Consider the following 20,584-nt stretch of genomic DNA (forward strand, 5'->3'; position numbering starts at 1 on the left):
GGCAACTTTCGACTGGCTGGTCAAAAGGCAGAATGCTATCGCATCTGACCCTTTGACTTTTTATTCAATGTTGCTCTTCGTACTTGAATCCGCCCACCCAAAGTTTGCATTACACGTATATTTCTTTGCTTAGCCGGATCACAAGTTGTAATGCCAATGTTACCGCCGGTAGCACCAATTTGTGGGGAATCTACGTCCGTAGAACCTTGAGTAACAAATTGCGTACAAGTGTTTTCCTGATCAACGAACTCTTGCGGAAACACAGAGAAGCTACCTGAATCATTGACAGGCACACCGTTAATAGTCACACCGATCTGATCGCTGTTAAAACCGCGCAAAGTCAAACCACCACCGAACAAACCCGTCGCGTCATAGTTATAGCTATTAACCGCTGGCATCAATTCAAGCGCTTGGTAAGCATTACCAGTTGGACGCTGTTTTGACAATTCTTCTGCGGTCACTGTACTACGCGCTTTGGGCGCTATTTCTTGCACCATCAGACCCATACCAACTTTTTTGCCAGTGATCGTGACGCGATTTGGATCGACTGGTTCATTTGATTCTGCTGTTGGTGCTGTTTGCGCATAAGCAGACATGCTCAGGCAAACCAACTGGCAGGCGACAGCAACCATCGACAAACGCGATGGGAATGTCGATGAAAGTTTTCTTGATTGCTTCATTTACTACTCCTTGATCAATTTTTTTTGGAATTTACTAATAGATATAAAAAATGCACGAAAAACTATTTAAACAAACATTTGATACCAATTTAAGTTACTAAAAGAACAATCTATTCCGCTTTTATTTACGAGCAATTTCAACACAGCGAAAAGCGGATCAAAAATTTGAAAATATCTTCCAATCGACATAAGGAGCGTTGCATCATCACAACAAACTCTTCGTTTTAGAAGAAAAATTGCACAAAAAAACATTCAAATTTCGATCAGCGCAAACGATTGCTTTACCAACTAAAAAAAACGATAAGGGCTGCATCCGGATTTTGTTTTTCAACTCTTTGGCTACAAATTCCATACTGCTACAGAGTAGAACATCATCGTGTAATTTTATTAAAAGCAGAGAACGTGCCACGCTTTGGAGTGCCTTTCAGCAAAAACTAAGCTGAGACAAATATCGGGTGATTTTTACACTTGCTTACCAGATATACATTCACTGAAATAAAGTCTAGCACACAAAATTTTGGGTAGGCAAAGTCTGGCATTCAATTATGAACAGTTGATGACAGGTACTAAATTCGCATTAAAACGTGTCATAAATGCGACTTTTTGGACTTTTGAGGCAAATTAGCACCACAGATGTGCGAAGCACATGAGCAGCTAGACAAGCCGATTAGGCAAGCAGTTGTCTCAATTAATAGCGGGGATAGTTTTGATATTCGTTCGGTAAGGCGGCAGATTAGCGAGGAGAATGCCTTGTTTCTTGGCAAACAAAGGTAACACTTCTGGCAAATGGCGTTGAATTTCAGCAATTCTATTTTGACCAGCAGGATGGGTGGATAGCCATTGTGGTGGCGCACCTTTATTGACCATTGCCATTTTTTTCCAAAGCGCAATACCTGCGCGCGGGTCGTAACCAACACGGGCAGCGATGTCTAATCCGACCACATCGGCTTCGGTCTCGTCGTCGCGGGAAAATTTCAACATGCCAACATTGGCGAGACCGCCTGCCACAGAACCTGCCACGTTAGGATCATAGCCTTTTGCACCCGCTACGATTTCTGCCAGCTTGATACCAAAATTGGCGGCAGCCGCCTTGCCCGCCCGCTCTGCGCCATGTTCACGCAAGGCATGCGCAATCTCGTGTCCCATGACAATAGCGACCTCATCGTCCGTCAATTTGAGTGTATCGAGAATGCCGGTATAAAACGCGATTTTGCCGCCGGGCATGCAATAGGCGTTGATTTGCTTAGAACCGATTAAGTTGACTTCCCACTTCCATTGCGGCGCACGCTCGTTCCAGCGCAATGCGAATGGGATTAAGGCTTTGGCGATTGCGCGTAAACGTATCAGTTGTGGGTTGCTGTCTGGCGCTAGGGCATTTTGCTGTTGAGCTTGCTGCATCGTCTGGCTATATTGCATAGCCGCTTTGGATTCTAAACCGCCACCCAATTTGCGAAAGATCGACATTTCACCAACCTTGACGCCATCCTGGCCGCTATTTTGTGCATAGGTAGGGGTAGCAAAGGTGAGGCAAACAGCGGACACAAGAATGGCAATGCGAGCTGGCGTCATAGTCTGGCGTTAGAAAATGGAATAAGCATGAAATGGTGGCGCTACATCCAATTTAAAGTCACCGCTAAAACGAATCACTTTACTCACTTTGCATTCCATGGCGCGATTTTCGGGAGCAACAACATGCCGGGAATCGCAATAACGAAACAGAAAATGAAAAAGTAAAACCAGCCTGTCTCCGCCACAATAAAGCCGACAGAGGATGTGACAAACGTGCGCGGCACAGCCGCCAGACTAGAGAACAAAGCAAATTGCGTTGCGGTGTAGCGCGGATCGGTGGTTCTGGCGATATACGCCACAAACGCTGCGGTTCCCAGTCCGACCCCAAATCCCTCAAAACCAATCGCAGCAGCCAGCAGATACAGGTTGGGGCCTACATAAGCTAACAAGGCAAACCCCAAACTGGTCAATGCCTGCAAGACACCAAAAATCCATAAAGCGCGGTTAATCCCTAACTTCACCATCCAGATACCGCCCACGACACCACCCGCGATACTGGCCCAAAACACGGTGAGTTTAGCGACAACGCCAATCTCAGTTAACTGAAATCCCAGATCAATAAAAAACTTGGTCAGTAAAGCACCGGCAACGCTGTCGCCAATCCGGTATAAAAAAATAAAACTCAATATCCACAAGGCAGTCACCCAACCATCGCGTGCGATAAATTCTTTAAAGGGTAATACCACCGCTTCTCTGATATTTTTTGGCGGCGCTCCGTACATCGTCGGCTCCGGTGCCAGCAGCGTACAAATTAGGCCTGGCAACATAAACGCAGCAGTTACCCAAAATACTAAATTCCACGACACATGATCTGCCAAAATCAAGGACAAAGATCCCGGCACCAAATTGGCAACCTTGTAGGCATTGACGTAAATCGCTGCGCCTAAACCTTGCTCGTTATCTAGCAAAGTCTCACGCCGATACGCGTCAATCACTACGTCCTGGCTTGCGGATAAAAAGGCAACACCGACCGCTAATGCAACGATGATCGGTAACTGAGTTTGGGGATCAAACATGCCCAAACTACCGATGGAGAATACCAATAAGACTTGTGTCAGCGCCATCCAGCCACGTCTGCGTCCTAGCACGTTAAAGCTAAACCGGTCCATCAACGGTGACCACAAAAACTTCCAGGTGTAGGGAATCATCACCAGGGCGAACAAGCCTATCGCTTTTACATTAAGCCCAGATTTTGCCAGCCATGCCTGCAGCAAATTGACTAGCAAATATAAAGGCAGCCCTGAGCTGAATCCTAGAAAGACGAGTACTAACATTCGCCTGTTCAGATATTCCGTCCAGTGAATAACGCTTTCTGATTTGGTCTCGACTTCTAATGGTAATTCCGCCGACGTTGCAGGTGATTTGATATCGGTCATCCTTATTTCTTCCGCAGTCTAAAGACCGCCAAACTACCGCGCAAATTAGGTAAGAATTGTATCGGCTTGCCTTCATGCAAAGCGACGCACTCTAAAACTTCCAGACCGACTTCGGTCGCCAGATCAGAAAAATCATAAATCGTCGCGCAGCGTAAATTGGGTGTGTCGTACCACTCGTAGGGCAAGGATTTAGACACCGGCATTTTGCCGCGTAGCAGCGCAGTGCGATGCGGCCAATAACCAAAGTTAGGGAAAGACACAATCGCCTCGCGCCCTACTCTGGCAATGTCACGCAGCAAAGGCTCTACATGCTTCATCATTTGCAACGACGATAAACACAGCACGGTATCGAAGCCATTGTCCTGAAACATGCTGAGGCCGTTTTCCATATCTTGCTGAATCACATTGACGCCGCGTTTGGCGCACGCCAATACTTTGTCGTCGGCGATTTCTGTGCCGTAGGCGCTGCATTGCTTATCGCTTTTTAAATAATCGATCATGACACCATCGCCACAACCGACATCTAGCACCCGCGATTGCGGCTTGATCCAATGTGCAATAAATGCCAGATCAGGGCGGAGCTGACTGAGTTCAGAAAAATTCATGCAAGCTCCTGGTCGATATTCGCAAAATAAGCAGCGATCAAATTCAAATAACGAGCGTCGTCGAGCAAGAAGGCATCATGCCCATGCGGTGCATCGATTTCTGCGTAGCTGACGGTGCGCTGATTACTGACCAGAGCCTGCACAATATCCCGGCTGCATTGCGGTGAAAATCGCCAGTCCGTCGTGAATGAGGCAAGCAGAAATTTTGCCTTAGTCTTTGCCAGCGCTTTGCTCAGATCGCCATCAAACGCGCGGGCGGGATCAAAATAATCCAGCGCTTTCGTGATCAACAAATATGTATTGGCGTCAAAATAATCCGCAAATTTATCCGCTTGGTAGCGTAGGTAAGATTCAATCTCAAAATCAATCCCAAAGCCGAATTGATATTCGCCAGTGCGCAGATCACGGCCAAATTTTTCCGCCATATCGTCATTGGATAAGTAAGTGATGTGACCAATCATGCGTGCGACTCGTAAGCCGCGACGCGGAACCACCTTATGCGCATAAAAATCGCCGCCATAAAAATCCGGGTCGGTCAAAATCGCCTGCCGTGCGACATCATTGAAGGCGATATTTTGCGCTGACAATTTAGCGGTCGAAGCGATCACGACACAATGCCGCAAACGATCTGGAAATAACATGCTCCACGCCAGCGCCTGCATGCCGCCAAGCGAGCCGCCCATCACCGCGGCAAACTGCTGAATACCGAGATGATCCGCTACCCGCGCTTGCGCTTGCACCCAGTCCTCCACCGTCACTACCGGAAAATCCGCGCCATACGGTTTGTCCGTTTGCGCATTGTTGTGCATCGGTCCGGTGGAACCAAAACAAGAGCCAAGATTGTTGATGCCGATCACAAAAAACCGGTTGGTATCGACCGACTTGCCAGGGCCAATCATGTTGTCCCACCAGCCGATATTTTTTGGGTCGTCGGCATACGCACCAGCGACGTGATGCGAGGCGTTGAGCGCGTGGCAAATCAGTACAGCATTGGATTTGTCGGCATTCAGCGTGCCATAGGTTTCTATCATCAGATGATAGTCGCTGATCGTTGCGCCACTTTGTAAAATCAGCGGCTGATCAAATTGTATCGTCTGCGGCGTGACAAAACCGATTGATGACAATGGCGTTGTTGGCACTGGCGGCGCCGATGCCGGTGTTGAAACTGATGTTGTCGATGACGGTACGGTAGTCATGCGTCTTCCTAGCGAGAATCATCTCGTTTTACATTAATTCAGGAAGGCTAAAAGAAGGGCTGAATGAGGAGGAGAGGCGGCATTCAAGCTCGCTTTAGCCGTATTTATTGTTTCAGAAAATTTTCCAAAACGGCGCCCGCAAGCTGATTTCAAATCGGCGCAATGGGTAAAGGATAACGAAGTATCGCGGTGGCGTCAAACCGGAACAAGTCCAGAGATGTATCACTCGACGCTCTCGATGGTATCCAAGCAAAACTAACGAAGTTTTAAGTACGAGGCGTTAGAATTTCGCGCCGTACTGATTAATGACTTCGACGTTTGTAAGCAATTGATAGTGACAGCAATATTCACATGGGGAACTCAATATGTAAAATGTAGTTTAAACGCAAATTATATACTCCCCATATGTATATATAAAATTACCCCTATATACGTGGACAAATCCACTTTTTAGATAATTTATTCTGGAGTATATGAATAAAGCATTTTCCCACACTCAAACAGATGTGGCCACTGCATATGTCAGTGTCATTTCGTTTAGCGACTTCGGAAGGTCTCTGCGAAAACTATCTAAATAATTTGCAGACCCGAAGTCAAAGCGTTCTCTCTAAGAGCGATAACTCACAAGTAAATACCCAAAAATACAGGCTTTGACCGATACGCAACATGTCTGATGTCGTAACACAGACCTATCTGTTCACAAACATCTCATTAGTGACCAGCTTTTGACATAGATCAAGGAAAGATCATTCGTAGAGCCTATGCTTAAAGGTATGGCATTTTGCTGATTGTAACTTTCAAGACGCTCACGGATCACTCTATCCAATAATTACTCAATAACAAGCACTTTCTTTGCTATTACTTAGGAAATCAAATGTCAAACCGCAGAAAATTTATAGCCCAACTGAGCTGGGGGAGTGCTGCCTTTTTATTAAAAAACGCCAGTGCCCAAGTTGTGATGGTTAATGAAACGGATCCACTGCCCTCGTCTATGGGCTACAAAGAAAATAGTAATAAAGTCGATGGTACAAAATATCCTAAGCACGCTACCAGCCAGCAGTGCAGTAATTGCACTCTATACCAAGGAAAAACGGAGAATATTACCGGAGGTTGCGCACTTTTCTCAGGAAAGCAGGTAACTAGTGTTGGCTGGTGCAACGCCTGGTCAAAAAAACTGTAAACGTTGAACACAACAAACAGAAGGAGCAAGGCAAGCGATGAACTCCCTTGAGAAACCCATTTCTTTAATTAAATACTGGCACTACAAAATACTATTCATTTTTTGTAATTTTTTAATTCTCTCTTCAGTACACGCATTACCTTCTTTCGCCAGACAGACAGGACAAAACTGTGTTGCATGCCATGCCGGGGGACAATTTCCTGAATTAACGCCATACGGGCGGCTATTCAAAATGACTGGCTACACCATAGGTGAAAGAGGAAATCCTTTAGCAGTGATGGCAGTCGCAAGTTATACAAAAAGTGCGACTCCAACCGCTGACGCCGCGTTTGCAAAAGATGCAGTAGCGCTTTTTCAAACAGGTAGCGTTTTTGTGGCAGGCAAAATCACAAATAATGTCGGCATATTTGCTCAATTTACTTACAACAATTACAGCAATCAAAATACAGATACGAATCAATGGGAAGGCAAATGGGGATCAGATAACTTTGACCTGCGCTACGCTGATCGATATATCGATGCAAATCGGGATTTGATTTTTGGGTTTAGTCTCAATAACAATCCGTCTATATCGGATCCTTGGAACACCGCTCCCGCATGGTTGCAATATGTTCCGACTGGCTTTGGCGTGACCGGCGCCGACGCTAGTCCAATAATCACACAACTAGGCTCGCAAGTAGCAGGCACTGGTGCATATATTTTCTTAAATCAAACTATATATGCTGAGATTTCGGGTTATCAAACTGCGAACGGCTCATTCTCTTTTTTGAGTAAAGGTATAGCTAATACTGATCAGACCAAACTAAAGGGAATTAATCCCTACATTCGCTTGGCACTTAGCCACGATTGGGGTCCGCATAGTGCTATGGTAGGCCTGTTAGCGATGAACACTGATGTCTACCCTGATAACCTGACTCTTGCAGGTCCTACTATTAAGTACCGCGACAGAGGAGTGGATGCCCAGTATCAATATTTACTCGATCCCCATTCTGTTACTGCACAAATCAGCTATGTACGCGAAACCATTAACAATGGAGACATCACTGGCGTAAGTGCAAACGCTTCCAACACGCTAAATCAGCTAAAAATGAAAGCCAGCTATATTTATCGAGCCAAATATGGAGGTAGCCTGAGTTATTTCAGTACGACAGGAACATCCGACAATATCTTATATCCTGATCCTGCCAGTAACCCGGATACTCGAGGATTTGTGCCAGAGTTATTTTGGACGCCAGTACAATATCTGAGAATTGGTGCGCAGTATTATCGATTCAATAGATTCCATGGTGCATCTGTTAATTACGACGGATCAGGACGAAATGCGAAAAATAACAATACGTTTTTTCTGTACGCATGGGGAGCCTATTAAATGATCAATCGTGAACAAGCAACATATCTGCGTCACCAATTTCATGGGGAACAGAGGCGCCGTAAGAGCAATACATTTCTCTTACTCCTGTTAGGTACTAGTATTTTCTTAAGTGCTTGTACTTCAGAGGAAAGATCGCGAGCGCTAGACGATCCTACAGTATTACCTAAAACGGTGGCGCTTCAGGTTTGCTCAAATTGTCATGGGGTAAACGGTATTTCGACTTCGCCGATTTTTCCCAACTTAGCGGCGCAATCAAAACTCTACCTGACTGAACAATTGAAATCGTTTAAAACTCATGGCCGTTCAGACCCTGAAGGATATGAATACATGTGGGGTATCAGTGCACGTCTGACAGACAATCAGATTGAGGGGCTAGCGCAGTATTTTTCTGAACAGCGTGCTCCTGCAGGGAAAAAGTCCAGCGAAAATCTGTTAATTGCAGGAAAAGCGATTTATGAAAAAGGCATTACAGCAAGCAATACTCCCGCTTGCGCCAGTTGTCATGGCCCTAAGGCTGAGGGCATGCAACTATTCCCTCGTTTGGCAGGTCAGCATGCGGACTATACTAAGAAACAATTAATGGTCTTTAGAAATACCGATCAGCGGCCTGAGGGTGCACTGATGAAAACAATCGCGCATGGATTGAAAGACCAAGACATCGAAAACATAGCCATTTATTTAGAGGCGATGCCGTCTAGTTGAGTTAAGTTGATCGACGTCAGGTCTGTCTGCAAAAGCAGATCCGGCGTAAATCTACTTTTTTTAAGCCATTCCCAATATCAAATCAGGCGATGGCTAACTGAGCCAAACTTTCCTGAATCACATCAGGATCGTAAGAGCGCAGAATCTTTTTGACCAGAGATTGCAAGGACTCGATATTGGTATTGAGGATTTCTTGTTTAATCTCTGGCAGCAAAGCCGGGGGCATCGATAACTCGCGGAATCCCATCCCGATCAGCAAGCGCGTCAAACGGATATCACCCGCCATACCACCGCAAATCGCGACCGGAATTTCGGCCTTTTGTGCGGCGCTGACGGTCATCGCCAGCAACTGCAAAATGGCAGGATGAATGTCGCTGTATAAATGGGAGACCTCATGATCAGCGCGATCAATTGCCAGCGTGTATTGGATTAAATCGTTGGTGCCGACTGATAAAAAATCCAGCTTTTTGACAAACATCGGCAAGCTGAGTGCCGCAGCAGGAACCTCGATCATGGCGCCAACCGGGACTTTGTCATCAAACTTTTTATCTTCTGCCAGCAAGGATTTTTTGGCCTGTTCTATCATCGCCAGAGATTGATCAATCTCAAATGCGTGCGCCATCATCGGGATCAGAATATGCACCGGTCCAAAAGCGGAGGCGCGCAAAATCGCACGTAATTGCGTCAGGAATAATTGCGGCTCGGCCAGGCAATAGCGGATTGCGCGCAAGCCCAATGCGGGGTTCAGAATATTGTGATCTGTGGTGTCGAGTGGTTTGTCAGCGCCTACATCGAGGGTACGGATGGTGACGGGCTTGCCTTTCATGGCGAGCACGGCATCGCGGTAGGCGACGAACTGTTCTTCCTCGGTAGGTAATTCTTGCTCGTGGCCGGTACGTCCCATGAACAAAAACTCTGAGCGAAATAAACCAACGCCGCTGGCACCAGCTTCCATCGCGGTGATGGCATCTTGCGGCAATTCGATATTCGCCAGCAGGGTGATCTCGATACCATCTTGGGTAATGGCTGGGGTCTTTTTGAGCCGGGTTAATTTTTTACGGGTTTTGAGTAAAACCGCTAGCAGGTTGCGATATTCCTCAATCACCTGAGCCGAGGGCGCGACGATGACAACACCTGCGTCACTATCAATAATCAGCCAGTCGTCTTGCTGAATCAGATGAGAAGCGTTGCCCAAACCAACCACGGCAGGAATACCCAAACTGCGCGATACGATTGCCGTGTGGGAGTTTTGGCCACCTTCATCCGTCACAAAACCGCTGAAAGCCGCATCGCGGAATTGCATCATATCGGCGGGTGAAATATCCCGCGCAACGACAATCATATTCCCGCGGCGTTCATCCACATTGGCGTCACGTGGTAAGTCATTAGCGCTACCGGTTAAGACTTTGAGCACGCGCTCGGCAACTTGCTGGATGTCAGCTTTGCGTTCACGCAGATAGTCGTCTTCTATCTCATCAAACTGCGCAGACAAGGCATCGATCTGAGTCACCAGCGCCCACTCTGCGTTGTAATTGCGGGTGCGGATGATTTCTAGCGGCGCTTCAGAGATCATCGGGTCGGACAAGATCAGCGCATGTACATCCAGAAAAGCGCCAAGCTCGGTCGGCGCATCCAATGGCAGATCGGCCCAGATGGTTTGTAGTTCTTTGTGGACCTGAACGATGGCATCTTGCAGACGCAGCACTTCTGATTCGATCTGCTCCTGGGCAACAAGGTAATGCTCGACATCCAGCGCGGCGGGACGCATTAAGTGAGCGCGTCCTATGGCGATACCGCGTGAAACGGGGATGCCCTGCAATGTAAATGATGCCATGCTGTTGTGTCCCCTTTACTCTTTTTATTTTTGCTACGAGCTGATGGCGTTGGCTTTAGCAGCCAGAATTTTGGCGCTAGCGATGTTCACTACTCGCCCTCACCAAACTTGTCATTCACCAACGCAAGCATGGCGTCAAAACAGGCTTGTTCGTCCTCACCTTCGGTCTCCAGCAAGACTTTGCTGCCTTTGCCTGCGGCTAGCATCATCACGCCCATGATCGATTTACCGTTGACCCGGCGGTTATTGCGGGTGAGCCAGACCTCACACTTAAATTTGCCCGCCAGTTGAGTGAATTTTGCTGATGCTCGTGCATGCAGGCCCAGCTTATTTACGATTTCAATTTCTTGTTGGATCATTGCATTTTCACTTTACTCGACATAATGAACGACCTTATTGGTTTATTAGCTTGAATCTGAACCTACCTATAACCGTACATATAACCGTATTTATCCACTTACTGACAACCTCAATTACCTACTCAGTTAGGAGAAAGCCTTACCCGGTTATCCACTCGCAAAGCGCCATTTTGCCCGCCCGCCAAAGCCATCTCCACCACTACATCCAGAGTATCGTGACGATAGGTAATAGCGCGCAGCAACATCGGCAAGCTGACGCCGGCAATGGTTGCCACCTGATCAGGCTCACCTAACTGACGACAACAGTTCGACGGTGTACCGCCCAACACATCTGTCATGACCAGCACACCGGTACCAGCGTCGAGACGTTTAATCGCTTCTTTTGCAAGGCGATTAACGTCATCAATATTCTGGTCAGCGATCACATCAATCGCTTCAAAATGTTCTGGCATGCCGCGAAACACATGCGCCGCGGCCTGCATAAAGGCCGACCCCAGCGGGGCATGGGTTAATAAAAGTATTCCAACCATATTCACATTTCTTGGGAGTATGCACAAAAACCATGCTTACATCCCATTATTTATCTGGACACCAGAATATACTCTATAGCAGTATATTCTTCCATCAAATAGCGGACTCCAGCGCATCGATGAACATGCCAGCCACATTAAAGCCTTTTTGCTGCGTAATTTCTTGAAAACAAGTCGGGCTGGTGACGTTGACTTCCGTTAGATAATGCCCGATGACATCTAATCCTACCAGCAACAGACCACGCTGGTACAGTATTGGCGCCAAAGTCTCTGCAATCTCCAGATCGCGCGCAGTGAGTTCTTGCGCCACTCCGATGCCGCCAGCGGCAAGATTGCCGCGTACTTCGCCGTTTTGCGGGATACGTGCTAGCGCAAACGGCACCACTTTGCCGCCAATCAGCAAAATCCGTTTATCGCCATACACGATCTCAGGAATATAGCGCTGCACCATGATGGTTCTGGCACCATTCAAGGTCAAGGTTTCAATGACAGAACCCAGATTCATGCCATCGTCACGGATGCGGAAAATGCCAGCGCCGCCCATACCATCTAGCGGCTTTAAAATAATATCCTGATGGGTCTGATGGAAAGCACGAATCCTTTGTTCATCCCGCGTCACTAGCGTCGGCGTAGTGAACTGGCTGAATTGCGCAATACTCAGCTTTTCATTGTGATTACGGACCGCTGCAGGCTTATTAAATACCCGTGCCCCCTGCTGCTCCGCCAGCTCGAGCAAATACGTCGCGTAGATGTATTCCATATCAAATGGCGGATCTTTGCGCTGTATAACCGCATCAAACGCACTTAGTGCTGACGCTTGCGGGGCTTCGGCACGATACCAGTCATGCGCGTCACCCGTCAGATTGATCCGACGGACATTTGCCACCACCACGCCGCCTTCTAAGGCCATGTCGTCTGGTCCGAAAGCAAACAACTGGTGCCCGCGAGAATCCGCCTCGCGCATCATGGCGAAGGTGGAGTCTTTATAGGTTTTAAATTGATCGAGCGGATCGGTGAGGAAGACGATTTTCATGGTGGATCTTTAAATTACTTCTCAAATTAGAATTGCTCGGCATGTCAATCTCCCTCACCCCCAACCCCTCTCCCGCAAGCGGGCGAGGAGAGCGGACGAGACTAATCCGATATCGGCTTAATACACCTCAGGATTTGGATCTGTTTTTTCCAACTCCAGCGACGCTGCCAATAAGGCCAGACGTGCTACCACGCCATACATATAAAAACGATTCGGTGCGGCGGTGCCTGGTTTGGCGGTGATATCCGGTACGGCATGTTGCTGAGCAAATGCCAGCGGCACAAAATGCATGCCCGGTGCGTTTAAGTTTTCATCGACACCGCGATCTTCATGCACGCGATAGAAGCCGCCAACGACGTAGCGATCCATCATGTAGACGACAGGCTCGGCGACGGATTCGTTGATCTGCTCGAAGGTGTGTACGCCCTCTTGTACGATCACATCGTTGACTTCCAGACCTTCTTTAACGACCGACATTTTGTTGCGCTGTTTGCGGTTTAAATCACGTACTTCGCTACCATCACGCACCGTCATGATGCCCATGCCATAGGTACCGGCATCGGCTTTGACGATGACAAACGGTTTTTCTTTGATGCCGTATTCTTTATATTTTTTGCGGATCTTTGCCAGAATCGTATCGACGGTATTGGCTAGTTCATCCTCACCAATCCGTTCGTGGAAATTAATGCCGGTACATTTGGCAAAATAAGGATTCAGCATCCACGGATCAATATCAATCAGCTTGGCAAATTTCTTGACGACTTCATCATAAGCGGCAAAGTGATTGGTCTTACGACGTACTGCCCAACCTGCATGCAATGGCGGCAACAAGGTTTGCTCATTCAGATTTTCTAAAATCGGCGGGATACCTGCCGACAAATCATTGTTGAGCAAAATCGTACAAGGATCGAAATTCTTCAAACCAAGGCGACGGCCATTGGCGGAGCGTTCCAGCGGTTCTAAAATCAATTGCGTACCGTCTGGCAGATCAATCGCCGTTGGCTCTTTGATGTCGTCAGATAAAGTGCCGAGACGGACATTTAAACCTGTCTGACGGAAAATTTGCATCTGGCGTGCGACGTTTTGCAAATAGAACGCATTGCGCGTGTGGCGCTCCGGGATCAGCAACAAGTTTTTAGCGTCTGGACAGTATTTCTCAATCGCGGCCATTGCCGCTTGTACTGCCAGCGGTAACATTTCTGGAGAAAGATTATTGAAGCCGCCAGGGAACAGATTGGTGTCCACCGGTGCCAGTTTAAAGCCAGAATTGCGCAAATCAACTGAGCAGTAAAACGGCGGCGTATGCTCTTGCCATTCCAGACGGAACCAGCGCTCGATCGCAGGCGTGGCTTCGAGTATCTTTTTTTCTAAATCGAGTAAGGGGCCGTTGAGGGCGGTAACGAGGTGCGGAACCATGATGTCCTTTGTAGTATAGCTGGGCAGGGTACTGCTGATATGCGTAGTGCGCTAAATTGCTGAATAGCATAGGACGGATTCTAACGGGAATCAGCAATTGACGTGCTTGGCTTGTCTAACTTGGGATGAAATAACAATTATCAAGACATGACAGTTTTGCCACGCGATTCTCGGACTGCTTTTGCGTAGTCCTATGATTTGAAAGTGATTATTATTTCACAATGATTATTAAACTATCTTGTGTATCACTAGCTCAAATACCAATAAATACTCCCTACATGTATTTATTAGTTGTCCAGAGATTCATTGGACAATACGGCGTTATTGATCAAAAAATAGGGGAGTATATTGAATTCCCCTTGATAACTTTATGATCTAGCAAGCAGATTGAAATGTTCTACCGTTGGCGGCACGGCGAAGAAACCGCCGACAATCGCCCGCCATTCCTGGAACGCCGGTGACTCGCGGAAATCGACGGTGTGGTTTTCCAAAGTCTCCCAAAAAATCATCAGGACGTAACGTTCCGGCGACTCTATTCCTTTGTTGATTTTGTAACCACTAAACCCTTTGGCATGAGAGATCACTTCGCTCAGGCCACGTTGGATGGCGATATCAAATTCGGCTTGTTTGCCTGGCTGGATACGAATATCGGCGAGTTCTAAAATCATTTTATTTCCTTTAAATTAATAACTACGGAAGCGTATTGAGGTAGAGCCCATTGGCAACTACACCAAGCCCTGATCGCTCAATTCCCTTTTAATATACGCATAAAATACTGGGGCTGCTACAACCCCCGGCACGCCAAATATGGTTTCCATGACCAAAATCGCGGTCAACAGCTCCCAGGAACGGGCATTGACTTTGGAACCAATAATTTTCGCGTTTAAAAAATATTCCAGCTTATGTATCACCACCATAAATACCAGCGAGGCAACAGCCGTATGCAGAGAGTGCGACAAACTCACCACCACGATCACCGTATTGGACAGAATGTTGCCTACCACGGGGATCAGTCCGGCCAAAAAGGTAATCAAAATCATACTTTTGGTCAGTGGCAAATGAATACCGGCTAATGGCAAAATCACTAATAAATAGATCGCTGTAAATGCGGTATTAATCAGCGAGATGCGCACTTGGGCAAAGACAATTTTCTGAAACATCAGACCCAAGGTCACCACGCGCTGATGCAAAGCGGCTGCAAATGGACGGTAGTTGGCATGCTGTGTCGTCTCCTGCAAGGCGACCATACTACCAATGATCATTCCCAGCAGCAGATGCACAATCACATGTCCAGCCTCTTGCACCAGCAATTTAGCTTCGGATGCGTGTTCTCTAAAGCCGTTGGTCAGTAGCTCTCGCAAGGCATCTGCGCCTTCTGGCAAGTTATTACTGACCCAATCCGGCATCTGGTCGCTGGAGGCATCAATAATGTCGGCCATTTTTTGCAGCAGCACGTTAAGGTTGCCGCCTTCACTGCGCAAGTAGGCGTAGAGCAGCCAGAGCACCAGAGAAATCGTGGCAATAATCACTACCGACAAGAAAATAACCGCAATCATGCGCGATTGCTGGCTGCTGAATTTTCGCTCTATGGTAGGCGCGAGTAAGTGAATCAGGGAATAGACCAGCAACCCAGAAAACAGCGCCACCAGCAAACCCATCTTCAGCACAACATATAAAGCGATGGCAGCCAGAATATAAGACGCCCAAACGGGACCGGTAGTTTTAGAAGTCAGCATCGATAGATCAGTCAGGGTTAATGAGTTAAAAATAAAGGCTGCACCAAACCAAATATTGCCATTAATAATAATGCCAGCGAAGCCAGTGTAGCGATCATAAAACCGGGTGCCCGTTTTTTAGCATCTTGGTAATATGCTAGCGCATACATCAAACGCCCCACTACCCAGACTGCGCCTGCGATCCCCGCAGCACGGTCACTAAACCACATGGCGGATAGCCACAAAACGGGCAAGAAAAAGATAATTTGCTCAAGCGTATTGGTTTGTACCCGCAAAGCTCGCAGAAATTCAGGCGGACCGTCCATCGAAGGCGCAAGCACTTTGTGCTGCATGCGTGCTTTTCCTGCATTGATAAAAGTCCAGAAATATACGGCAAGCGCCGCGATCGTCGCCCAGCTGGTCCATTGTATTTGCATAGTTGCCTTTTTTAAAAATATTAAGGTCTGTTTAGAATTTGATTAAGGTTTGATCAAGACATTACAACCATTAACATCAGAATAACTTAATTTCAGAAAATTGCTTTATATGTCATGGTTGATACAGAGTTTTACATTTAAATTTCAAATCATGTCTTCTTTTTTTGGAGCCAGACGTTATATGAGGACTGTGATTAATAAAACGAGGTACAAAATGACACTCAATCTGAAGAAAACAGCCCTTATTTCAGCAACGACTGCATTCTTAGGTCTTGGCATGTCCATAGCGCATGCAGCAGATTACGATGATTTCGCTCGCGTCATCAATGTTGCGCCTCAAGTCGAACAGGTCAACGTGCCGCGCCAAGAATGCCGCACCGACTATGAGACCGTACAACGTCAGCAGCCGCAACAACAGCGCAGTGCTGGCGGCTCCATCATCGGCGGTATCGCTGGTGGTTTGCTGGGTAGCCAGGTGGGTGGTGGCAATGGTCGCATTGCAGCCGCAGCCGCAGGTGCGATTGCAGGTGCAGTGGTGGGTGACCGCGTAGACAACAATGGTAACAACGGCGGCAATCAACAGCCCACTTACGACAGTCAGCCAGTGCGCCGCTGTACTAATGTGGATCATTGGGAAACCCGCAATAATGGTTATGCCGTAACCTATGAATACCAAAACCGCACTTACACTAGCATCATGCCGTACGACCCAGGTTCACGCCTGAAATTACATGTATCAATCACACCACGTCCTTAAACAGGGATTTGAAGAACGCTAGCAAACACACTGCCGCACTCTGAGTTGATAAAATTGCCGCAAATAGCGGCAATTTTTTTCGTCATTTTTCCCCGCAATTCGCACACATCCCCTCGAATTTAAACGAGAATCCGGCGGCCTTTATAGTATGATCTTGCCGCAACACCACAAAAATTGATTTGTGCCACAGGTACATCTGATCTTCATTTTGGCTCAGACGCATCGCCAGACACGCAGTCAAACATTTACCGCGTTTTGATTTTCATCTTATGCGAAAAATATTAAAACAATACGGTTTGCTCATCTGCCTCTCGCTCATCCTGATCGCTGGATTTGGATTTATTACGTTTGCCAGTTATAAAGTATCGCGCGATACGGTGTACCAAAATAGTTCTGAACAAGCTTTACCGGTTACCAGCGACGCTGTGCTTGCAGAACTGCAAAAGGATATTTTGCGGCCCGTTCTGATCGCTTCGCAAATGGCAAATAACACGTTTGTGCGTGATTGGATCATCAAAGCAGAACTTGATAAGACAACTGATCAACAATCGGACCAAAAGTCAGAACAAAAATCAGACCAAGAACAGCCACAAAATACAGAACAAATCACGCATTATTTAAAAGAAATCAAATCAAAAAATAATGCCGCTACCAGCTTTTTAGCATCCGCCATTACCCATCAATCTTATTCGCCCGATGGCACGCAAAAAACGATCACCGCTAGTGAAGCGCGTGACAAATGGTTTTTCCGCGTAGCAAATTTAAAAACCGCTTACGAAATCAATGTCGATACCGATGTGGTCAACCGTGACAGCATGACGATTGCTATCAATCACCGGATACTGGATTACAACGGTAAATTTATTGGCGTAGCAGGTGTCAGCGTTACCTTAGATACGATGAGGCGTCTGATCGATAGCTATCAATCGAGCCTGCATCGCACTATTTATTTTGTAGACCAAAAAGGGACAATAGTTTTAGCTGGCAGCGCGATGAGACGAAGTCTGAGTAATCTGCAAGATACGCCGGGTATGCGCAGTATCGCCGGACAAATTTTAGCTAATAAAAAAATTGACTCGCAATTTCTGGATTATAAAAACGAAACCGAAAATATCGCTGTCAGCGAGCGGTTTATTCCAGAACTAGGCTGGCATTTGCTGGTTGAGCAAGAAGTCGGCAGCAATATCAAACCGCTGCAAGATATCTTCCAGATTAACCTGGCAGTTAGTGCCGCGATTATGTTGATCGTGATCGTATTATTAGTGTTGTCGGTACGACGCTTTCAGCAACGCTTAGAAAAATCTGCGGCCACCGATCAACTGACATCACTCCCTAATCGCCATGCATTTGATTTTGTTTTTCAGCAAGCCTTACTCGACAGCGGGCGCTCACGCTTACCGTTGTGTGTGGCGTTGATCGACATCGATTTTTTCAAAAAAGTGAATGATAAAAATGGCCACTTAGTCGGTGATCATGTTCTGAAAGAAATCGCTTTGATTGCCAAACGTTCTTTGCGTGAAAGTGATGTCATTTGCCGCTGGGGTGGTGAAGAATTTTTGATCTTATTAAAAAACTGTACCCTGGAAAAGGCTACCTCGATTGCCGAAAATCTGCGCAGTACAATTGCGGCGAATGATTTTTCACGCACCACCGATCTGGCGAAAAAGCGTTTGGCAGTTACCGTCAGCATGGGTGTGGCTCAATGCAAAGATAACGAGACGGAAGACAGCGTATTTGATCGTGCCGAAGTAGCGCTACAACAAGCCAAAGAGAATGGTAGAAACAGCGTTTATTTCTCTGAATAAGGTGTCTGCTTGCGCTGCGCCAAGGCGACCGTTGGTGGGGTAAACGCTTGATATAGTGCACCTGCGCTTGCATCCCAATCGTTGACAACCTGCAGCTGCTTAGCGACTGTGGTCATATCTCCCCGCGCAATGGGGCCGGTCAGTGCGGCAGCACTTCCTAATTGAAAAACGTTATCCAAACTTTGTTGTGCCAGGGGCTGTGCCATCGCCTTTGCCAATTCTGGCGGTATGCCTGCCGCCTCGTAAGCATGCAAAGCAATATCCATCAAGGTCACCAGATAATTACTCGCAAATACCGACCCTGCGTGATATAGCAACTTATTCTCGGCTCTAATCTGAACAGTCTGTGCACCGGTTTTTTGTATGGCTGGAAGAAGGACATCCAGCGCACGGTCATCACCTTCCAAACTACAAATCGTCCCGAGAAAATTGGCGGCAACATAGGCAACATCAGCAAAGCTGCGCACAGGATGAACGCTGGCAACCGCCGCACCTGTCGCAATCGCTGCTACTAATTCGCTGGATGCTTTCGCACCGCTGCAATGGAATACGATGTTGCTTGCAGCCAGCAAACCCGCGTCTGCCAATGACTGACAAGTAGCCGCAATATGATCGTCCGGCACGGTCAGCAGGTAAATATCGGAAGGAGTAAGTTCCGCTATCGCAGACACCGCGCTGCCGGCACCAACCATCGCCACTGCTTGCTGCCCGCTGGCCAGCGTACGATTACAAATTTGCTGAATCGTAAATAGTTGGTGTTGCGCGAATTGCTGTGCGAATACCTGACCCACTTTGCCTGCACCGATCACTGTCAGCGTTTTCATTTGGCGGCATCTCCCAAAAAACTACGCAAGCCTTCAAGATCGAGTACGGTAATACCACCGTAGTCAATGCTCAGCAATTTTTGCTTTTCTAATATCTGTAACGCTTGATTCGCTCGCTGACGTGACACACTGGAAATATAGCCAATCTCTTCCTGAGAAATTTGCAATTGCATACTGGTGCCGGGATTCAGATAGGGATTGAATAAGGACGCCAGGCAGCGTGCTACCCGGGTGTCAGTATCGAGCATGCGATCGTATTCCACCAGTGAGATAAACAAGCCTAAGCGTTCATTGAGTTGTTGCAATAAAAAACGGTTAAACGGAATACTGTTATCCAATAGCCAGTCAAAGGTACTGCGCGGCATAAATGCTACTCTGGTGTCGCGCAGGGCGACGACATCATATTTACGTGCTTCTGTCTTAAGCACCGAGCCTTCGCCAAACCAGCCGCCTGCCAGCATGCAGCTATAGGTCACGGTCTTGCCCTCGGGTGACATACTACTCATCTTCAAAAAGCCGTCAATCACGCCCATCCAATAGTCAACCGTATCGCCTTTGCGACAGACGTAGCCGCCTGCGGGGACAAAACGCTCTGTGACTTCGGCTTCTACCTTTTGCATATGCTCCGGCGTCAACATGTTCGCCCACATCGTACGGGAAAACCGGTCGGTAGAAGTCACTGCTGAAGTCAACGTTGATGCTGATGTTGACGCTGGAGCAGAGCTTGAGGACGACGATAGATTTGGCTGAATCGGCTGATCTGGAGGAATTGGTTGCATCATTTTTGCTATATTAATATGGTGCAGCGCACCACCGAAATTGTGTTGTTTCAGCGAGATTGTCGGGCAAATGACAGCACTGAGAATTTGATCTGGCTACACTCCAGCTAACAAAAATACCTAATAGGACTTACACAAAACCGCCCCAGCTGCGTTGCAGCGTCTAGCCGTACTTAAAGTACTGTCGTCGTCGCTACGCCTTGCTGGGTCAATTTTGCGTAAGTCCTACTTGATAAGAATATTTACTAAAAATGGTACTGAGACATTGTATAAGCGAAACTCAAAGCAAAGTCAGCAAATACAATTCCTGATCATCCACGCCCCCCGATATATATGTAAGCGACGCTAACAAAGTTAGTAAGTATGCCGTAAGGGATAGTGAGGACACTCAGTCGATAATCATAAAACAAGTATG

At 47.2% G+C, this 20,584-nt stretch carries 20 protein-coding genes; 5 read left to right on the forward strand and 15 right to left on the reverse strand.

What is annotated here, in order from left to right; all coding sequences use genetic code 11:
• Nucleotides 1-35 precede the first annotated feature (35 nt).
• The 5 genes from AAKU64_RS14805 to metX form a co-directional block, all read right to left on the reverse strand.
• Nucleotides 36-680 (reverse strand): TonB-dependent receptor plug domain-containing protein, encoded by a 645-nt coding sequence (locus AAKU64_RS14805; RefSeq protein ID WP_354362347.1) that lies wholly within the window; start codon nt 678-680, stop codon nt 36-38.
• 684 nt (nt 681-1,364) lie between these two features.
• Nucleotides 1,365-2,249 carry a M48 family metallopeptidase gene (locus tag AAKU64_RS14810; RefSeq protein WP_354362348.1) on the reverse strand — a complete coding sequence of 295 codons (885 nt, stop codon included), beginning with the start codon at nt 2,247-2,249 and terminating at the stop codon, nt 1,365-1,367.
• A gap of 83 nt (nt 2,250-2,332) precedes the next feature.
• Entirely contained in the window at nt 2,333-3,625 is a 1,293-nt protein-coding gene (locus AAKU64_RS14815) for an AmpG family muropeptide MFS transporter (RefSeq protein WP_503012618.1), read from the reverse strand.
• Nucleotides 3,626-3,627: 2 nt separating this feature from the next.
• The gene (gene metW, locus AAKU64_RS14820; RefSeq protein ID WP_354333334.1) at nt 3,628-4,230 is read right to left on the reverse strand and encodes a methionine biosynthesis protein MetW; all 603 of its coding nucleotides are present in this window, start codon (nt 4,228-4,230) and stop codon (nt 3,628-3,630) included.
• Complete coding sequence (gene metX, locus AAKU64_RS14825; RefSeq protein WP_503012708.1) at nt 4,227-5,426, reverse strand: homoserine O-succinyltransferase MetX; 1,200 nt, start codon at nt 5,424-5,426, stop codon at nt 4,227-4,229. The genes metW and metX overlap by 4 nt, the downstream gene beginning before the upstream one ends.
• An 874-nt stretch (nt 5,427-6,300) precedes the next feature.
• Between metX and AAKU64_RS14830 the strand changes: the two genes are divergently transcribed.
• From AAKU64_RS14830 to AAKU64_RS14840, 3 genes are read left to right on the forward strand one after another with little or no spacing between them, the layout of a single operon-like run.
• Complete coding sequence (locus AAKU64_RS14830) at nt 6,301-6,606, forward strand: high-potential iron-sulfur protein (RefSeq protein ID WP_354333330.1); 306 nt, start codon at nt 6,301-6,303, stop codon at nt 6,604-6,606.
• Nucleotides 6,607-6,643: 37 nt separating this feature from the next.
• The gene (locus tag AAKU64_RS14835; protein WP_354333329.1) at nt 6,644-7,975 is read left to right on the forward strand and encodes a cytochrome C; all 1,332 of its coding nucleotides are present in this window, start codon (nt 6,644-6,646) and stop codon (nt 7,973-7,975) included.
• Complete coding sequence (locus AAKU64_RS14840; RefSeq protein WP_322120838.1) at nt 7,976-8,680, forward strand: c-type cytochrome; 705 nt, start codon at nt 7,976-7,978, stop codon at nt 8,678-8,680. It begins immediately after the preceding gene.
• A gap of 82 nt (nt 8,681-8,762) precedes the next feature.
• On the opposite strand, the gene ptsP is transcribed toward AAKU64_RS14840, so the two are convergent.
• The 8 genes from ptsP to AAKU64_RS14880 form a co-directional block, all read right to left on the reverse strand.
• Nucleotides 8,763-10,514: a phosphoenolpyruvate--protein phosphotransferase gene (gene ptsP / locus AAKU64_RS14845; RefSeq protein WP_354362349.1), complete on the reverse strand. Its 1,752-nt coding sequence runs from the start codon at nt 10,512-10,514 to the stop codon at nt 8,763-8,765.
• Nucleotides 10,515-10,603: 89 nt separating this feature from the next.
• The gene (locus AAKU64_RS14850) at nt 10,604-10,873 is read right to left on the reverse strand and encodes an HPr family phosphocarrier protein (RefSeq protein WP_322120836.1); all 270 of its coding nucleotides are present in this window, start codon (nt 10,871-10,873) and stop codon (nt 10,604-10,606) included.
• 122 nt (nt 10,874-10,995) lie between these two features.
• Nucleotides 10,996-11,403, reverse strand: coding sequence for a PTS sugar transporter subunit IIA (locus AAKU64_RS14855; RefSeq protein WP_322120835.1), 408 nt, complete (start codon nt 11,401-11,403; stop codon nt 10,996-10,998).
• 94 nt (nt 11,404-11,497) lie between these two features.
• Complete coding sequence (gene gshB / locus AAKU64_RS14860; RefSeq protein ID WP_354333325.1) at nt 11,498-12,436, reverse strand: glutathione synthase; 939 nt, start codon at nt 12,434-12,436, stop codon at nt 11,498-11,500.
• A 117-nt stretch (nt 12,437-12,553) separates the two neighbouring features.
• Complete coding sequence (gene gshA, locus AAKU64_RS14865; protein WP_354333323.1) at nt 12,554-13,852, reverse strand: glutamate--cysteine ligase; 1,299 nt, start codon at nt 13,850-13,852, stop codon at nt 12,554-12,556.
• 368 nt (nt 13,853-14,220) lie between these two features.
• The gene (locus AAKU64_RS14870) at nt 14,221-14,520 is read right to left on the reverse strand and encodes an antibiotic biosynthesis monooxygenase family protein (RefSeq protein WP_354333321.1); all 300 of its coding nucleotides are present in this window, start codon (nt 14,518-14,520) and stop codon (nt 14,221-14,223) included.
• A 57-nt stretch (nt 14,521-14,577) separates the two neighbouring features.
• Nucleotides 14,578-15,588 carry an AI-2E family transporter gene (locus AAKU64_RS14875; protein WP_354333319.1) on the reverse strand — a complete coding sequence of 337 codons (1,011 nt, stop codon included), beginning with the start codon at nt 15,586-15,588 and terminating at the stop codon, nt 14,578-14,580.
• Nucleotides 15,589-15,605: 17 nt separating this feature from the next.
• The gene (locus AAKU64_RS14880; protein WP_354333317.1) at nt 15,606-16,004 is read right to left on the reverse strand and encodes an MAPEG family protein; all 399 of its coding nucleotides are present in this window, start codon (nt 16,002-16,004) and stop codon (nt 15,606-15,608) included.
• Between the two features lie 214 nt (nt 16,005-16,218).
• On the opposite strand from AAKU64_RS14880, the gene AAKU64_RS14885 reads away from it, so the two are divergent.
• Together AAKU64_RS14885 and AAKU64_RS14890 are read left to right on the forward strand one after the other, a co-directional pair.
• Entirely contained in the window at nt 16,219-16,761 is a 543-nt protein-coding gene (locus tag AAKU64_RS14885; protein WP_354333315.1) for a glycine zipper 2TM domain-containing protein, read from the forward strand.
• A 269-nt stretch (nt 16,762-17,030) separates the two neighbouring features.
• Nucleotides 17,031-18,566: a sensor domain-containing diguanylate cyclase gene (locus AAKU64_RS14890; protein WP_354333313.1), complete on the forward strand. Its 1,536-nt coding sequence runs from the start codon at nt 17,031-17,033 to the stop codon at nt 18,564-18,566.
• Here AAKU64_RS14890 and AAKU64_RS14895 read toward each other — a convergent pair.
• Together AAKU64_RS14895 and AAKU64_RS14900 are read right to left on the reverse strand one after the other, a co-directional pair.
• Complete coding sequence (locus AAKU64_RS14895) at nt 18,551-19,390, reverse strand: Rossmann-like and DUF2520 domain-containing protein (RefSeq protein WP_354333311.1); 840 nt, start codon at nt 19,388-19,390, stop codon at nt 18,551-18,553. The two genes, AAKU64_RS14890 and AAKU64_RS14895, sit on opposite strands and share 16 nt — an antisense overlap.
• Nucleotides 19,387-20,040 (reverse strand): Crp/Fnr family transcriptional regulator, encoded by a 654-nt coding sequence (locus tag AAKU64_RS14900; protein WP_354333356.1) that lies wholly within the window; start codon nt 20,038-20,040, stop codon nt 19,387-19,389. Before AAKU64_RS14900 ends, AAKU64_RS14895 begins: the two co-directional genes overlap by 4 nt.
• Nucleotides 20,041-20,584 lie beyond the last annotated feature (544 nt).

Source organism: Undibacterium sp. GrIS 1.8, from assembly GCF_040544445.1.
GTDB lineage: Bacteria > Pseudomonadota > Gammaproteobacteria > Burkholderiales > Burkholderiaceae_D > Undibacterium.

Excerpts from the sequence above, each read along its gene's own strand:
- AAKU64_RS14805 (WP_354362347.1), bottom strand. The coding sequence starts at position 680 with ATGAAGCAATCAAGAAAACTTTCATCGACATTCCCATCGCGTTTGTCG.
- AAKU64_RS14810 (WP_354362348.1), bottom strand. The coding sequence starts at position 2,249 with ATGACGCCAGCTCGCATTGCCATTCTTGTGTCCGCTGTTTGCCTCACC.
- AAKU64_RS14815 (WP_503012618.1), bottom strand. The coding sequence starts at position 3,625 with ATGACCGATATCAAATCACCTGCAACGTCGGCGGAATTACCATTAGAA.
- metW (WP_354333334.1), bottom strand. The coding sequence starts at position 4,230 with ATGAATTTTTCTGAACTCAGTCAGCTCCGCCCTGATCTGGCATTTATT.
- metX (WP_503012708.1), bottom strand. The coding sequence starts at position 5,426 with ATGACTACCGTACCGTCATCGACAACATCAGTTTCAACACCGGCATCG.
- AAKU64_RS14830 (WP_354333330.1), top strand. The coding sequence starts at position 6,301 with ATGTCAAACCGCAGAAAATTTATAGCCCAACTGAGCTGGGGGAGTGCT.
- AAKU64_RS14835 (WP_354333329.1), top strand. The coding sequence starts at position 6,644 with ATGAACTCCCTTGAGAAACCCATTTCTTTAATTAAATACTGGCACTAC.
- AAKU64_RS14840 (WP_322120838.1), top strand. The coding sequence starts at position 7,976 with ATGATCAATCGTGAACAAGCAACATATCTGCGTCACCAATTTCATGGG.
- ptsP (WP_354362349.1), bottom strand. The coding sequence starts at position 10,514 with ATGGCATCATTTACATTGCAGGGCATCCCCGTTTCACGCGGTATCGCC.
- AAKU64_RS14850 (WP_322120836.1), bottom strand. The coding sequence starts at position 10,873 with ATGATCCAACAAGAAATTGAAATCGTAAATAAGCTGGGCCTGCATGCA.
- AAKU64_RS14855 (WP_322120835.1), bottom strand. The coding sequence starts at position 11,403 with ATGGTTGGAATACTTTTATTAACCCATGCCCCGCTGGGGTCGGCCTTT.
- gshB (WP_354333325.1), bottom strand. The coding sequence starts at position 12,436 with ATGAAAATCGTCTTCCTCACCGATCCGCTCGATCAATTTAAAACCTAT.
- gshA (WP_354333323.1), bottom strand. The coding sequence starts at position 13,852 with ATGGTTCCGCACCTCGTTACCGCCCTCAACGGCCCCTTACTCGATTTA.
- AAKU64_RS14870 (WP_354333321.1), bottom strand. The coding sequence starts at position 14,520 with ATGATTTTAGAACTCGCCGATATTCGTATCCAGCCAGGCAAACAAGCC.
- AAKU64_RS14875 (WP_354333319.1), bottom strand. The coding sequence starts at position 15,588 with ATGCTGACTTCTAAAACTACCGGTCCCGTTTGGGCGTCTTATATTCTG.
- AAKU64_RS14880 (WP_354333317.1), bottom strand. The coding sequence starts at position 16,004 with ATGCAAATACAATGGACCAGCTGGGCGACGATCGCGGCGCTTGCCGTA.
- AAKU64_RS14885 (WP_354333315.1), top strand. The coding sequence starts at position 16,219 with ATGACACTCAATCTGAAGAAAACAGCCCTTATTTCAGCAACGACTGCA.
- AAKU64_RS14890 (WP_354333313.1), top strand. The coding sequence starts at position 17,031 with ATGCGAAAAATATTAAAACAATACGGTTTGCTCATCTGCCTCTCGCTC.
- AAKU64_RS14895 (WP_354333311.1), bottom strand. The coding sequence starts at position 19,390 with ATGAAAACGCTGACAGTGATCGGTGCAGGCAAAGTGGGTCAGGTATTC.
- AAKU64_RS14900 (WP_354333356.1), bottom strand. The coding sequence starts at position 20,040 with ATGTGGGCGAACATGTTGACGCCGGAGCATATGCAAAAGGTAGAAGCC.